The sequence below is a fragment of the uncultured Erythrobacter sp. genome, assembly GCF_947499705.1.
GTDB lineage: Bacteria > Pseudomonadota > Alphaproteobacteria > Sphingomonadales > Sphingomonadaceae > Erythrobacter.
On record NZ_CANMPJ010000001.1, the window covers coordinates 1,527,376 to 1,542,703 of the forward strand.

The 15,328-nt window shown below is 59.2% G+C and carries 10 protein-coding genes; 3 read left to right on the top strand and 7 right to left on the bottom strand.

Translation table 11 applies throughout. From position 1 onward, the window contains the following. Entirely contained in the window at positions 1-2,172 is a 2,172-nt protein-coding gene (gene ligA, locus Q0837_RS07185; RefSeq protein WP_298466908.1) for an NAD-dependent DNA ligase LigA, read from the bottom strand. A gap of 75 nt (positions 2,173-2,247) precedes the next feature. Between ligA and Q0837_RS07190 the strand changes: the two genes are divergently transcribed. Continuing rightward, positions 2,248-3,246: an acyl-CoA thioester hydrolase/BAAT C-terminal domain-containing protein gene (locus Q0837_RS07190; protein WP_298466911.1), complete on the top strand. Its 999-nt coding sequence runs from the start codon at positions 2,248-2,250 to the stop codon at positions 3,244-3,246. Here Q0837_RS07190 and Q0837_RS07195 read toward each other — a convergent pair. From Q0837_RS07195 to Q0837_RS07210, 4 genes are all read right to left on the bottom strand, one after another. Beyond that, a complete protein-coding gene (locus Q0837_RS07195) occupies positions 3,224-3,910 on the bottom strand; it encodes a GNAT family N-acetyltransferase (RefSeq protein ID WP_298466914.1) in 687 nt (228 codons plus the stop codon). The genes Q0837_RS07190 and Q0837_RS07195 overlap by 23 nt on opposite strands. Before the next feature lie 93 nt (positions 3,911-4,003). Beyond that, on the bottom strand, positions 4,004-4,531 hold the full coding sequence (locus Q0837_RS07200; protein WP_298466916.1) for a hypothetical protein: 528 nt from the start codon (positions 4,529-4,531) through the stop codon (positions 4,004-4,006). Next, entirely contained in the window at positions 4,531-6,198 is a 1,668-nt protein-coding gene (recN, locus tag Q0837_RS07205; RefSeq protein WP_298466919.1) for a DNA repair protein RecN, read from the bottom strand. Before recN ends, Q0837_RS07200 begins: the two co-directional genes overlap by 1 nt. A gap of 91 nt (positions 6,199-6,289) precedes the next feature. Continuing rightward, positions 6,290-7,084, bottom strand: coding sequence for an outer membrane protein assembly factor BamD (locus Q0837_RS07210; RefSeq protein WP_298466922.1), 795 nt, complete (start codon positions 7,082-7,084; stop codon positions 6,290-6,292). Positions 7,085-7,410: 326 nt separating this feature from the next. On the opposite strand from Q0837_RS07210, the gene Q0837_RS07215 reads away from it, so the two are divergent. After that, positions 7,411-8,247 carry a hypothetical protein gene (locus Q0837_RS07215; protein WP_298466925.1) on the top strand — a complete coding sequence of 279 codons (837 nt, stop codon included), beginning with the start codon at positions 7,411-7,413 and terminating at the stop codon, positions 8,245-8,247. 808 nt (positions 8,248-9,055) lie between these two features. Next, positions 9,056-10,372 carry a reverse transcriptase domain-containing protein gene (locus tag Q0837_RS07220; RefSeq protein ID WP_298466929.1) on the top strand — a complete coding sequence of 439 codons (1,317 nt, stop codon included), beginning with the start codon at positions 9,056-9,058 and terminating at the stop codon, positions 10,370-10,372. 802 nt (positions 10,373-11,174) lie between these two features. Here the strand turns inward: Q0837_RS07220 and lepA are convergent. Continuing rightward, complete coding sequence (lepA, locus tag Q0837_RS07225) at positions 11,175-12,992, bottom strand: translation elongation factor 4 (RefSeq protein WP_298466932.1); 1,818 nt, start codon at positions 12,990-12,992, stop codon at positions 11,175-11,177. Between the two features lie 94 nt (positions 12,993-13,086). After that, entirely contained in the window at positions 13,087-15,201 is a 2,115-nt protein-coding gene (locus tag Q0837_RS07230) for an EAL domain-containing protein (RefSeq protein ID WP_298466935.1), read from the bottom strand. Positions 15,202-15,328 lie beyond the last annotated feature (127 nt).

The window sequence follows — 15,328 nt, forward strand, 5'->3', positions numbered from 1 at the left end:
TTACCCCGCCGCCGCGACAATGTCGGCCCAGCCTGCCTCATCGATCACTTCGATCCCAAGCGCTTCGGCTTTCTTCAGCTTCGAACCCGCACCCGGCCCGGCAACCAGCAAATCGGTTTTCGCGCTTACCGACCCTGAGGCTTTCGCGCCAAGCCGCTCGGCCTGAGCCTTCGCCTCATCGCGGCTCATGGTTTCGAGCTTGCCGGTGAACACCACCGTCTTGCCTGCAACCGGCGAGTCCAGTGTTTCAACTTCGTAGTGTGGCGGTCGGACCTGACTCATCAAATCCTGCCACACGGTAACATTGTGCGCTTCGTGGAAGAAGTCTGCCAACGAGTGGGCAGCAGTCGCGCCAAACCCATCGGTAACGCCGAAAATATCCTTGGCCGCCTGATCGACACGGGCTTTGAACGGAGAGGCTTTCTCGTCTTCACCTTGCGGATTTTCGGCGCGGTAAGTGAAGAACTTCTCCGCCGCGACGCGCAGCTCGCTGATATCGCCCAGCGCTTTCATGAGATCGCGCGATGTGGTTTCACCGACGTGCCGAATACCCAGCCCGAACAGCAGCCGCGCAGCATCCGGCGCGCGCTTTTCCTCCACAGCCACCAACAAGTTGTCCACAGACTTGTCCTGCCAGCCCTCGAGCGCAAGAATGTCCTCGCGGCGCTCCCTGAGCCGGAAGATGTCGGCCGGACTTTCAAGCCACCCGAGCGCGAAAAACTGTTCGATCGTCTTGGTGCCGAAGCCCTCGATATCGAGCGCTTTGCGGCTGACGAAATGTTCAAGGCGCTGAATGCGCTGCGCCGGGCAGATCAGTCCGCCTGTGCATCGCACATCGACTTCATCGTCTTCGGCGACCGCTTCGCTTTCGCACTCAGGACAATTGGCGGGAAAGAGGTAAGGCTCGCGCTCAATATCGCCGGTCAGGTTCTCGACCACCTGCGGGATCACATCGCCTGCGCGCTGGACCACGATGCGATCGCCTGGTCGTACGCCGAGACGCTCAATTTCGTCGCGATTGTGGAGCGTGACGTTGGTGACCGTCACGCCTCCGACCAGTACCGGAGCAAGCCTCCCGACAGGTGTCAGCTTGCCAGTGCGGCCCACCTGAATATCGATCGCCTCCAGCGTCGTCTCGGCCCGTTCCGCCGGGAATTTGTGCGCCAGCGCCCAACGCGGAGCCTTGCCGACTGAGCCAAGCCGTTGCTGCCAATCGAGCCGATCGACCTTGTAGACAACTCCGTCGATCTCGTAGCCAAGGTCCGGGCGCTGCCGACCGATCTCGTCATAGTGCGCAATCATCGCATCGACGCTGTCGGTGACGGTCAGGAAAGGGGAGACCGGGAAACCCCACGCCTCGATCAGCCGCATCATGTCGTGCTGGCTGGCATTCGGCACATCGCTCGCGGCGCCCCAACCATAGGCCCAGAATTTGAGCGGACGCTTGGCGGTGACACTCGCATCCTTTTGCCGCAGCGAACCCGCAGCCGCATTGCGAGGGTTTGCGAACTGGCGAACTCTTGCCGGATCGAAGTCCTCGCCCTTCTCTGCGGCATCCGTCTTTGCTGCATCCAAAAGTGCAACATTGAGCGCAGTAAAGTCCTGTTTAGACATGTAAACCTCACCGCGTACCTCGAACACGTCTGGCACGTTCGGATCGTCGATTTGCTGCGGAATATCAGCAATAAACGCAACATTCGGCGTTACGTCTTCGCCCACTTGACCATCCCCGCGCGTTGCTGCTCGAACCAGCTTGCCCTGCTCGTATCGGAGCGAACACGACAGCCCGTCGATCTTGTCCTCGGCGGTAATTGCGACCGTCTCGTTTTCGTCTAGGGACAAAAACCGTCGCACGCGCTGAGTCCACTCTTCGACCTCTTCGCGGTTGAAGCCATTGTCGAGGCTCATCATGCGAACTTCGTGCGCGACCTTGCTCAGTGGCGAGGCGGCGATTTCGTGACCGACCTTTTTGGAAGGGCTGTCATCGCGAACCAGACGCGGAAACGCCTCCTCCAGCTCGCGATTTCGGCGCACCAAAGCGTCGTATTCCTGGTCCGTAATCTCCGGCGCGTCATTCGCGTGATACAGCTTGTCATGCTTCGCAATCTCGCGCGCCAACCGCATCAGTTCATTGGCGGCGTCGGCTTCGGTAAGTTTTTCTGTGTCGCTCATCGAGAATCGCTGAAATCCATCGCTAGTCCTGTGGCAATCTCTTACATCAGCCGTCGCAGCAAAACAGGGACCCATATGAAAACGCCCGCAAAAGTTGGAATCGGTTGCCTCGTAATAGTCGTGGCGATCGTAGGCTTCGGGGCATGGAGCTTTTTCAACCGCGAGCCCCGCGCGATCATAGTCGCTAAAGCGGGCGATGGCGGAGAGCGAGTCATGCTCGGCGATGTCCCGGCAAATTTCTATCCTGGTGCGGGTGAAGGCCAGCGACCGGCCTTGCTCATGCTCGGTGGTTCTGAAGGCGGATTGAAGGACTACCGCAACGAGCTCGCCCGGCAGCTCGCCGCCGAAGGCTACAGCGTCCTTTACCCCGGCTATTTCGAAACGCGCGAGGACAACCGCCCGTTCAACATGGTGCCGATTGAGACTTTTGATAACGCTCTGGCCTGGTTGGCTTCGCGAGCGGATATAGACGCCGAGCGGATTGGCGTGCTCGGGCATTCCAAAGGTGCCGAAGGCGCGCTGGTGGTGGCAAGTCGTCATCCGGAGATCGCGGCGGTCGTCGCAGCGATGCCGAGCGATGTCGTGTGGGAAGGGTTCGACCTGTTCTCGCTCAGTACCCCGGTCGAGTCATCCTGGGCCGCCAACGGCGAACCGCTGCCTTACGTCGCTTACATTACGCCGGCCTGGTATGAATGGATAAGCGGCGGGCAAGGGACCCTCGCGAAAATGTACAAAACCAGTTGGGACGCACGCGGAGAATATCCGGATGCAGAAATCCCGGTCGAGCAGATCGATGCGCCTATCTTCATGGTCTGCGGCGAACAGGACACCATCTGGCACGGGTGCGACATGGCGCGCTCAATCGAAGCGCGTGCGCCGAATGCCCAGTTGTTGGGGTATGACAATGCCGGTCATTGGGCGTTCGGCGTGCCGACAGGATTGACGGAGAAGGATCGGGATTCGCTCGGAAAGATAGGCGGAACTGCCGAAGGCGACTTGGCCGCGCGTAAGGATCAATGGCCCAAAATGCTGGCGTTCCTGACGGAAGCGCTCAATCCGGAGCCAGAACAGTGACAATCATTGTGCGGGCTATCTTGAAACCAAGGCTTTCATAGAGTCCAATCGCCGCTGCGTTGCCTGCGTAGGAATGCAAGAACGGCGTGTCGCCGCGCGCGCGCTGGGCCTGCATGACATGCGCAATGAGCCGCCGCGCCATGCCCTGCCCGCGATATTCCGGCCATGTGCACACGCCGCTTACCTCGGCATATCCCGGCGCGGGCCGCATGCGTTCTCCGGCCATGGCCGCGAGCTTATCGCCATCGCGAATGCCGAAGAACTGACCGTATTTATGCGTGAGCTCGCCCCATGGCCCGGGTTCGGTTGCGAGCGCTAAGTCGGTCATTTCGGACACGTCGGCATCAGTGAGTGGGATGATTGAGGGATCGACATTCGTTGCATTTCCTTCACCGTCGGCGACCATTTGGACCAACGGCGCAGTTCGAACGACTCTTGTACCCCTGGGAGCAGGCCATTCCTCAGGTTCCACTAACCAGATTTCATGAGGAGAGGTCCGTACGATTTCGGCGAGGTCCGCTTGCGCAGCATCGCTTTGGTCGCGGGCCGCGCCAAAAGGTCCATAGCGTGGATCAATGCGGACTGCTGAGTTGTTGGCGAGTCCAAGATCAGACTGCTCGCCGTTTAGCATGGACCAGACCGGACGGGAGAGCGCGTTGTTCATCGTTCTTAAGCCCCCGCCTCTGAAGAGGATGGGGCTTCCTTCTCAATCATCTCTGCAAACCAACAAAAAAGAAACCTACTCGGTGGACGCACTTCATCTTGGAATCCGGTGCCTATCCGTATCGATCACGGTCCAGACTCCTTCGATTTCCTCGACTACATAAAGCTGACCTCTGTGCCAGTCGTCTAGTTTAACACTACACTGCTTTGAAGAGCGGCAATCGACTTGCGAAACAACTAGATGCCAAGCCCGTTCGCCACGTTGGTCGAACCAGTGAGTAAAGTGAGTGAACATCGGGGTTTCCGATTTCCCTCTCTCACTCCTGCAGGTCTGGACCGGCACAGAACGGACAACAGTGTCGGCAAACAGGTCATTTAGTCGTTCAAAGTCAATTGGTTCTGATGAACGCAAACACACAGAGAAATGCTCGATCCTGTCTTCTTCCCGGGCGACCGGATCGGCGTACGCCTCGATCAATATCGGCAGGTCTGAATGAACTCGCATTGCCGCAGCTACTGCAGCGGTCGTTCTCGGCATGCGATCAAGGTTAGAGGACAGCCAGACGCTCCCGCCGACGAGGATGACGATGATTGCGAGCGAAGCTGCAACATCGAAACGCATCAAACCCCCTCCAGCAACCGATCCGCCTGCGCTCTAGCTTCGCTGGTAATCTCCGCGCCCGAGAGCATCCGTGCGATCTCTTCCTGCCGCCCGGCCTCATCGAGCAGCGCCACGCTGGTTTTCGTCACTGTCCCGCTCGATGCCTTGGCGATCAGATAGTGCTGCGAGCCGCGCGCAGCGACCTGCGGGGAGTGCGTCACAGCCAGCAATTGTCCCTCTGCGCTTGCTAGCCGTGCCAGACGTTCGCCAATCGCCGACGCTACCGCCCCGCCGACACCGCGGTCGATCTCGTCGAAGATGATCGTCGCAGCCCCGCCCTTCTCCGCCAGTGCAACCTTCAGCGCGAGGATAAAGCGAGAAAGTTCGCCGCCTGATGCGATCTTGGCCAGCGGTGCGAAGTCGGCTCCGGGATTGGTCGCGATCAGGAATTCGGCACTGTCCATGCCGTTTGCGCCCCACTTTTCCTCAGTTAGCGTGCCGATGGAAGTTAGGAACCGAGCGGCATCGAGCTTCAGCGGAGCAAGCTCGGCAGCGACTGCTTTATCGAGCTTCTTCGCCGCCTTGATGCGCTGACCATGTGCTTTCTCAGCCGCCTTTACATAGGCTTCGCGGCCTTCACGGGCCGCCGCTTCCAGCGCATCCAGTTCGGCCTCACCGCCTTCGATCGCATCCAGCTTCGCGCGCATGTCGCGCATCAATTCGGGCAGTGCATCGACTTCGCAGCGGTGTTTCCGGGCGAGTGCGCGCAGTTCGAACAGCCGGGTCTCGGCCTCATCAAGCGCCTGCGGATCATGGACGAGCGCCCCGGCCGCCGCTTCGAGTTTCTCTTCCGCCTCGCCCGCTTCGATCACTGCGCGGTCAAGCGCCGCGAGTGCTTCGGTCAACAGTGGATGCTCCTCAGCAATCCGATCGAGCCGCCGTGCGGCTACACGCAGGCTTGCCAGTGGCGAGTCCGAACCTTCCCAGATATGCCGAAGTTCTTCGAGATCGCCGGCCAGCCGCTCGCCCTTCTGCATGCTGGCCCGAGTGTCAGCGAGCCGCGCTTCCTCGCCTGCCTGCGGTTCAAGCGCGGTGAGTTCGGCCAGATAGGCAATCAGCAGATCCTGATCCGCCTTCGCTTGTTCAACCTCGGCCCTCGCCTCAGCAAGCCGCGCCTCGGCCTTGGCCCAGCTCGCCCACCGACGCTCCAGCCCGGCAAGGTCCGTTCCGGCATAGCGATCCAGCAGCGCGCGGTGCCCGCGCGGATTGACCAACCCGCGATCATCGTGCTGCCCGTGCAGTTCGACCAATGCCGGTGCAAGCTCACGCAGCAACGCGACGCCAACAGGTTGGTCATTCACAAATGCCTTGGAGCCGCCATCGGCCTTAACCTGGCGCCTGATGATCAGCGGCTCGCCAGGCTCGATTTCGATGTCGGCGTCATCCAGCACGTCAACGATGCTCGAAGGCATGGATGCAAACTCGAAACTCGCAGTCACGCTCGCCTTTGGCTCGCCAGCGCGCACCAGAGCGGTTTCCGCCCGGTCGCCCAGCACCAAACCGAGCGCATCGAGCAGGATCGACTTCCCCGCCCCGGTCTCGCCCGTAAGCACGCCCAAACCCCGCGAAAAATCGAGGTCGAGCGCTTCGATAAGGACAATATTTCGGATCGAAAGCCGGGTCAGCATGACGCCGAAGCTTTAACCGAGTTGTGCGGACCCGTCACCCAATGTGGCGCGCAATCCCCAATCCACTTGGCCCCAATCCACTTGGCCCCGATCAGCTCGGCTGCACGCCCGTCGCGTGATCCTCGACCAGTTCGAACGCCTTCTCATACCACTCGGTGCCGGGATAGTTTGCACCCAGCACAGCGGCATACTTCACCGCTTCGTCCGGGATGCCGAGCGCGAGGCTGCTTTCGGTCAGGCGATAGAGCGCTTCGGGAGTGTGGCTGGTGGTCTGGTATTGCTCCACCACGTTGCGGAACCGCAATTGCGACGCGAGCCATTGGCCCGAGCGCTGGTAGAACCGCCCGATCTCCATTTCCTTGCCCGCTAGGTGATCGGCCACAAGGTCCAGCTTCAGCCGCGCATCGGCCGCATATTCGCTCTGCGGGAAGCGCCGGTTCACTTCGCGCAAAGCCGATTGCGCCTGCTCAGTGATCTTCTGATCGCGGTTCACATCGCTGATCTGCTCATAATAGCTGAGCGCGATCAGATAATACGCATACGGCGCATCCTTGTTACCCGGGTGGATCGAGAGGAAGCGCTGCGCGTTCTGGATCGACTTGTTGTAATCGCGCGCGATGTAATAGCTGAACGCGCTCATCAGCTGCGCCCGCCGCGCCCATGGCGAATAAGGGTGCTGACGCTCCACTTCGTCAAACAGAGCCGCCGCCAGCAAGGTGTTGCCGCGATCGAGCCGCCGCTGCGCCTCGGCATAGAGCGATTCCACATCGCGGGCGACATAGGCCACGTCTTCATTGGCAGAGCCGCCGCCGCAGGCGGTGAGAGTGGCAACGCTCGCGCCCAGAATGGCGGCGCGAGTCAGCGATTTGCGGAAAGTCGTGTTCATGGCTCGCCGTATAACCAGCGCGTCGCTGAACGCCAAGTGAAGTTGGGAGAGTTCCTCCCGGACAATTTTCCTGCGTGTTCGTTTGGCCTCAAGCGCCGGCGTTCGCATCCGCTCACTTGGCTATCCTCGCTCATGCGACCTCCGGTCGCGTCGCTGCGGGCGGGCGGTCGCCCTTGCGAGCCCTGCGGGCTCGAATTTCCTACTCGCGAGATTTGTGGTTCAAACTGATCGGTTGCGAAGCAACCGCAAGCCCGACCGGGCGCCCGCAGCGCCGAAGGCGCGAGGATATCGCGCGCCGGATGGCGTGCGGAAAACAAGGACTCCCCATGACCCGTAGATCGGACAACCGCACCACCCGCTCCCTCGTCCCCGCGAGCGAGATCCCCGACTTCACCCCCGTCCCCATCAAGCCGCGCTCCGATGGATGGACGCCCGAACGCCAGCAGGAGTTCATCGAAGCCCTCGCCGACACCGGCAGCGTCGAGGCGGCGTGCAAGCACGTCAACATGAGCACGGTCGGCGCCTACCGCATCCGCCGCCTGCCCGAAGGCAAGAGCTTCCGCGACGCCTGGGACGCCGCGCTCGATCTCGGCGTGCAGCGGCTCGAAGACGTCGCGATGGACCGCGCGCTCAACGGGGTGGACGAACCGGTCTATTCCTATGGCGAGCTTGTCGGCGTGCGCAAGAAGGTCAACGACCGGCTGCTGATGTTCATGCTCCGCAACCGCGCACCCGATCGCTTCGGCAATTCCGTCACGAAAGGCGGCGGCGACCTGAAAGGGCTCAACGCGGTCGGCAAGATGGAAAAGCGCCGCCTCAAGAAGAAGTGGCGCGCGCAATGGGAGAAAGAGCAGAGACAGGTCTCCCCCGCCGAGGTCCGCGCGAGCATCGACCGCAAGATCGAGGGCATCCGCCAAGAGGTCGCCATCGAGCGCCAGCGCGAATGGGAGCAGCTCTCTGAAGAGACCCGCGCCGCGTGGGAGCGGTTTGCGCAGCTACGCGACCGCGACTTGGACGCGCTGATGGTGGATGAGGATATGCGCAGACGGTTGGAGCGGAAGCCAAGGGTCCTGCAAAACGCGACCCCGCCGCCGAAGAAAGAGCCGCCGGAGCCGGAGGAGCGGAGGACAGTGCACTCTATCAAAGACGACAATTGGGATTAGTTGAGTCTTCGCCCTCCCGCTTGCGGGAGGGCAGCGAGACTTAGTGAGCGAAGCGAACTTAGTCGCAGCGGGGTGGGCCTGACCGGCCCAGCGCTCCGCGCGCCCAACCCCTCCCGTGAACGGGAAGGGAGTGATGGTTGTGAGGCCAGGGATTCGTTCGCAGGATCAATTTTGATGCGTTTTTGACAGCCAACTCACAAGTAAAGCGATCTCAAGGTCTTGAAATATGCAAATGTCCAACCCAACTTACTTTAGCTAACTTTGGCATTGATCGCGGCAGGCGGGTTTACCGCAGTGTCGATGACTCATTGCCACGGCGAGGCCAAGGCGAAAGTCGAAGCCACGTTCGTGCGGCACGGACCGTTAGGAACCGCTGCAGGGTTAAGCGCCGACCCGTCGGACGAACTTAAGCTAGCTGTAGCTGTTACATTCCAGGGTAACTGTCGGGCAGCTAGTCGCATTAATTTCGATGGCGGGCGGAGGACGGTCAAGCGCTTTCGCGCCTTGCCACGCGCCCGAAAAAGGGTAGCAATACGCAAGGAGGAAAGTCGTGAGACAGACATGCAAAAACGTGCCAACTTTTCGGCACGGACTAACGGGTTGGTTCGCGCACTTGGGCGGACTCTTGTTAGGCTAACTTTGGCATTGATCGCGGCAGGCGGGTTTACCGCAGTGTCGATGACTCATTGCCACGGCGAGGCCAAGGCGAAAGTCGAAGCCACGTTCGTGCGGCACGGACCGTTAGGAACCGCTGCAGGGTTAAGCGCTCCGTCAGACGGGTTCGGCTTACCGACAGGACCCACTAGACGTGAAATCAAATCTTGCCAAAAAGACACGCAGCTTCGACGTACTGGAGCGAGCATGGCGGACTATCCAGCGAAATGGAAAACACTCAAAATCCGACGAAATTCGTCACGATATTGAGCAATTCTCCGACGATGCATCACGTCAACTGAGATCAATTCAATACCGGTTAGCCCGAAAGCAGTTCGAATTTGGACAGGCAAAGGGTGTGCCGCTCCCGAAATTGGACGCGCTGGGGAACGAAACTGGCAAGTATCGTCCATTGGTTGTTGCACCGCTTGAAGCGCGAATTGTGCAACGAGCGATACTAGATGTTGTTTCTCAACAGCCGTCTTTACAGCGTTACATAAGAACACCTTACAGCTTTGGCGGTTTGAAAAAATCTGAGCTCAAGGAAGCTGACTCTAAGGCACCCTTATCCGCAGTTCCGGCGGCAATCGAATGCGTTCTTAAGGAGATACAGGCTGGCGCGACTTGGGTCGCCGCAGCGGATATATCCTCCTTCTTCACAAGGGTGTCGAAATCATCGGTTATCGAGATCATTGAAAGAGAATTGCCTCAACAAGGTGAGTTTATTGAGCTGCTCAAAGCTGCGGTGTCTGTGGAACTACGAAACCTTGAACAGCTGAGGAGCTTGAAGGACGAGTTTCCCATTGAAGATATCGGCGTTGCCCAAGGCAATTCATTGTCTCCCCTGCTCGGAAACATCGCGCTTGCAGAATTTGATATCGCAATGAACAGCAGTGACTGCCGATGCATAAGATACATCGATGACTTCATCATACTCGCACCCACCAAGAAGGCGACGAACGCAAAGCTCAAGCAAGCGAAACAGCTGCTCGGAGCACTCGAAATGGATCTGTCACCAGAGAAGTCAGCAAAGGATGCAATGCCGATTGAAGACGGATTTGAGTTTCTTGGCATCGAGATATCGCCCGGACTCATTAAACCTGCTGGCAAGGCCAGACAGAAGTTCGTTCGCAAAGTGATTGATGAGCTTGGTAAGAGCAGCAAGGCGTTATTTGGCCTGAAGCAAGGAAATGCTGTGCCCAAAGCAAATTCGGTGACCCAAACGCTGAAGCGCGTCGATGGAATAATCGACGGTTGGGGAAAGCACTATTGGTTTTGCAATGACGCTCAAACCTTCAGAGACCTTGACACGAAAATTCATAAGGAGGTTGCCGCCTACTTGGGTGCGTACGGTGCCATCCGCAGCGAACTGCCCGAAGGCCAGCGTCATCTACCTTTGGGATTCACGGACTTGTCAGAGCGGCCCAAAACTTCATTCGAATACCCTTCGCAGAATTCAAAGAACGGATAGCTGTTCTGCCACGCGCCGACCCGCTGTCCGGAGTTACAGCCTCTCGCATCTAAGCTTGCGGTCGCTTCACCTTCTCCGTCGATACGGCATAAAGCTCTTGATCAACACCAATCATTGGGCTCTACTAAAGCAAGAAGGGCAAGGGGACAGGAGGCATGGCAACATTAAGAAGTATTACACTACCGATGTATGGTGGCTTGGCTCTCGGTTCTCTTGTAGCACTTGCTTTGGTCGTCGAGAGCTTACGCTCAGGCGACGAACTACTGCGAATATACCTTTTGGTCGGTGCGGCAATCGGTTGGCTAGTTGGCATTCTCGCAGTTCCACTTAACGATGACGAGCAAAACCGATTTGGGCAATTCGCTAAGATAATCGCGGGTTTCCTAACCGGATATCTTTTTAGCAAAATTGACCCAGTGGTAATCTGGTTTGTGACCCCACCGGATGGTGGGCAATTCCCAATATTTGATCCGACAATCCAAAAGCGCGCGCTCTTCAGCTTCGCCGGATTTCTCGTATCATTGATTATGATCTTCAACGCGAGATCGTACTGGAGTCTCAAAGCAAGTTCGGCGACACCTAAACCAGCACCTCGAAAGCCAGGTGCGGTCTCCTAGATGCTCTCGTTGCCAGTGGACACGGCAGCTTTCGCCACCCGCCGTTCCGCGATTGCTGGCGCAATCGCTCCATGCGCCGCGTGACGTCGAACGGGTTGGCCTGCGGCCACCCGCCGGCCGGAATTACAGCCTCTCGCATCTAAGCCTGCGGTTGCTTCGCAATCCTCGGCTTTATCTGCGGGGCTTCATTCTTCCCCCATCCGCAGCGCAGCAATAAACGCTTCCTGCGGAATACTCACATTCCCATATTCCCGCATCTTCGCCTTGCCCTTCTTCTGCTTTTCCAGCAGCTTCTTCTTGCGCGAGATGTCGCCGCCGTAGCATTTGGCGGTCACGTCCTTGCGCATGGCTGCGATGGTTTCGCGGGCGATAATCTTGCCGCCGATGGCGGCCTGGACGGGGATTTTGAACAGGTGACGCGGGATCAGGTCTTTTAGCCGTTCGCACATGCCGCGGCCGCGCTCTTCAGCGACGCCCCGGTGCACGATCAGCGACAGCGCGTCGACCGGCTCGGCATTGACCAAGATGTTCATCTTCACAAGGTCGCCTTCGCGCAGGCCGATCTGTTCGTAGTCGAAGCTGGCATAGCCGCGTGAGATCGACTTCAGCCGGTCGTAGAAGTCGAACACCACTTCGTTTAGCGGCAATTCGTAGGTCACCTGCGCTCGGCCGCCCACGTAAGTGAGGTCGGTCTGGACGCCGCGCCGGTCCTGGCACAATTTCAGGATCGAGCCGAGATATTCGTCGGGAGTGTAGATCACCGCCTTGATCCACGGCTCCTCGATCATCTCGATGCGGTTCACATCCGGCCAGTCGGCGGGGTTGTGCAGCATCATTTCGCGCGCGTCCTCGTTCTTGGTCTTGCCGAGTTGCAGGCGGTAGACGACGCTGGGCGCGGTGGTGATCAGGTCGAGATCGTATTCGCGGCTGAGACGTTCCTGGATGATCTCGAGGTGGAGCAGGCCGAGGAAGCCGGCGCGGAAGCCGAAGCCGAGTGCGGCGGAGCTTTCCATTTCGAAGCTGAAGCTGGCATCGTTGAGGCGCAGTTTGCCGATGCTTTCGCGCAGTTTCTCAAAGTCCGCCGCGTCAACCGGGAACAGCCCGCAGAACACCACGGGCTGCACTTCCTTGTAGCCGGGGAGCGCTTCGGTGGCGCCGCCTTTGACGGTGGTGATCGTGTCGCCGACGCGGGCCTGTTCGACTTCCTTGATCTGCGCGGTGATGAAGCCGATTTCGCCGGGGCCGAGTTCGGCCAGATCGGTGCGCTTGGGGGTAAAGCAGCCGACGCGGTCGACCAGGTGCTCGGTGCCGCCCTGCATGAACTTGATGTTCTGGCCCTTGCTGAGCACGCCCTCGATCACACGGACGAGGATGACGACGCCGAGATACGGGTCGTACCAGCTGTCGACGAGCGAGGCCTTGAGCGGGACGTCGCGTTCGCCTTTGGGCGGGGGGATTTTGGCGACGACGGCTTCGAGCACGTCTTCGATCCCGATGCCGGTTTTGGCTGACGTCATGACGGCTTCGGATGCGTCGAGGCCGATGACTTCCTCGATTTCTTCCTGCACGCGTTCCGGTTCGGCGGCGGGGAGGTCGACCTTGTTGATGACGGGGACGATTTCGTGGTCGTGCTCGATCGACTGGTAGACGTTCGCAAGGGTCTGCGCCTCAACCCCCTGCGCGGCGTCGACGACCAGCAGCGCGCCTTCGCATGCGGCGAGGCTGCGGGAGACTTCGTAGGCGAAATCGACGTGGCCGGGCGTGTCCATCAGGTTGAGCTGATAGGTCACGCCGTCCTTGGCGGTGTAGTTGAGGCGGACGGTCTGCGCCTTGATCGTGATGCCGCGCTCTTTCTCAATGTCCATGTTATCAAGGACTTGCTCGGACATCTCACGCGCGGTCAGGCCGCCGGTGAACTGGATCAGCCGATCGGCAAGCGTGGACTTGCCGTGGTCAATGTGAGCGATGATGCTGAAATTGCGGATTTTGGAAAGGTCAGTCATTTGACCCGCGATTTAGCGATGCGTTGCAGCAATGTCATTCGCGAAAATCGCAACACCCACATCGCATCGATTCCGCGAGTAGGAAAGTCCGAAATCAGGCTGCTTCGGAGTTGACCGTGTTTGCGTAGCCGAACTGCGGGATGCTACCGCCCTGCCCCAGCATGCCGCCCGGCATCGCCTTGTAATCACCCTGTGAAAGCGCGGCGAGCGGAGCGCCAGCCGAAGCCAGCGCGTAGGGTGAAACGCGGTTGCGGGTGCAGAGACCTCCCGATCCATCGTCGATCAATTGCTGTTCGAATTCGAGGCCTTGCGTGTCGCCATTTGTACGGATCACGGTCGCTACAGCAAGCTGCCCTCCTCCGAGATCAACGACGAACTGCGTACCTTTCGGTACATCGGCGAGGCCCTGTATAAGAGCGCCGGTTTTGGACAGGTTGCGCAGCGTGACCTCATACGAGTGATCATCATGGATCACCTGGATCTTGCGGAACACGGTCCGGCGGCGGGCGCGCTTGGTGCGATCACCGCTTGGCTCGATTTTCCAGGCATCGCCAATCAGTTCCGTCTCGACGACGTCGCGCTTCATGGGCTCAGCAAAGAGCGGCCCCTGGACGAAGCGAACATGGCACTCCTCAAGGGAGGACAGCAACGCGCTACTCTCGATCCCGTTAGCGATCGTGTCCATTTCGAGCGCGCCAGCCAAGGCAACAATAGCCTTGATCAGGCCGAGTTCGTCGCCTTCCCGTCGCTCGGCTTCCTCGATCAGGTTTTCATCGATCTTGATCGAGTCAAAAGGTGCGCGGCGCAGGTAAGCGAGTGAAGAATAGCCGCTGCCGAACTCATCGAGAGTCAAGCGAACACCCAGCTTGAACAATTGAGCGAGCGTGCGGTCGACCGAGTTCGTGTCGCCAAAGAACACCGCCTCGCTGATTTCCAACTCGAGCCGGTTGGCTGCCATATCCGCATTCTGTAGGGCGGCAGCGACCTGGTCGACGAAGTCGCTGGAACCGAACAGTGGCACCGGTACATTAACCGCGACCCGCACACTTTCAGGCCAATCGGAGGCTTGACGGCACGCTTCCGCAATCGCCCAATTTCCGACTTCGATAACCTGGCTAGCGCCGTCGAGGATCGAAGCAAACTCCTGTTCATCAATCTCGCCGCGCTGCGAATGCATCCAGCAAATATGCGCTTCGAGTGCGCAAACCCCTTTGGTTTTGGCATCGACCATGGGCTGATACTTGAGGAACAGTTGATCCTCGCGCACGGCCTCGCCCAGGTCTTCTTCGAGCCTACGGCGGAAAATCGCTTCGTTCTCCAGTTCGCCCGAAAAGAAGCGGTACTGCCCGCGCCCGCCATTCTTTGCTGCATAAAGCGCGAGGTCCGCCGAACGCACGACTTCGTCACGGGTCACACCGTCATGGGGAGCAATCGCAATCCCAACCGACGCTCCGATTACGCAGCGCCCGTCGTCGAGCGAATATGGTTGTTTGAGCATGTCGATGATCTTCATCGCGATCTCACCGAGCTCGCCGCGATCGTCGAGGTCGGGGATCATCACCTGAAACTCATCACCGCCCAAACGGCCGATCTCACACTCGCGCTCAATCGAACGCTGCAGCCTGTCCGATACCTGTTTGAGAAGCTCATCGCCAGCCGCATGTCCAAGCGTGTCGTTGACCTGTTTGAACCGGTCCAGATCGAGCATCATGATCGCGCAGTTGCGCTTGGCCTGCTTGAAGGCCGTCAGTGTGCCGTCGATCATCTGCGCCATGCGATGGCGGTTCGAGAGGCCTGTCAAAGAGTCGAATTTCGCCAGCCGCGCCGTTTCTTCTTCGCGGTGATATTCATCGGTAATGTCAGCGCCCGTGCCTCGAAAGCCGGCAAACTTCTTGCCGTTGAAAGCCGGCTGTCCTGCGAGCCGCAGCACTGCGCCTTCAGGGCGCTTTGCCGCGCGCACTGCAAAGCCTGAGAACGCCTTGCGAGCGCCGAGCATGAGCGAGAGCGACTTGGTGCGGCCTTCGCCTTCAATCGGAGCAAACGTTGTCGAAAGCAGTTGTCCGATTAATTCGTCCAGAGGCACGTCGAGCCGTTCGGCAATCGCGGCGCTCAGATAGGTTAGGTTTCCGTCGGCGTCGCTCGCCCAGAACCAACCAAGACCGGACTGTTCGAGTTGATCGAGCATGGCGATTTTTTCACCATCGCTCATCGCCGAAGCAGCACTGCTACCTCGACCTTGCAGCAATCCGCTGCCATTTCTCGAAGACAAGAGAGCCTTGAGCGGCACCTTTGCCAATCCTCCACACGACGCCAAAACGATCAGGTTCGGCGGTTTT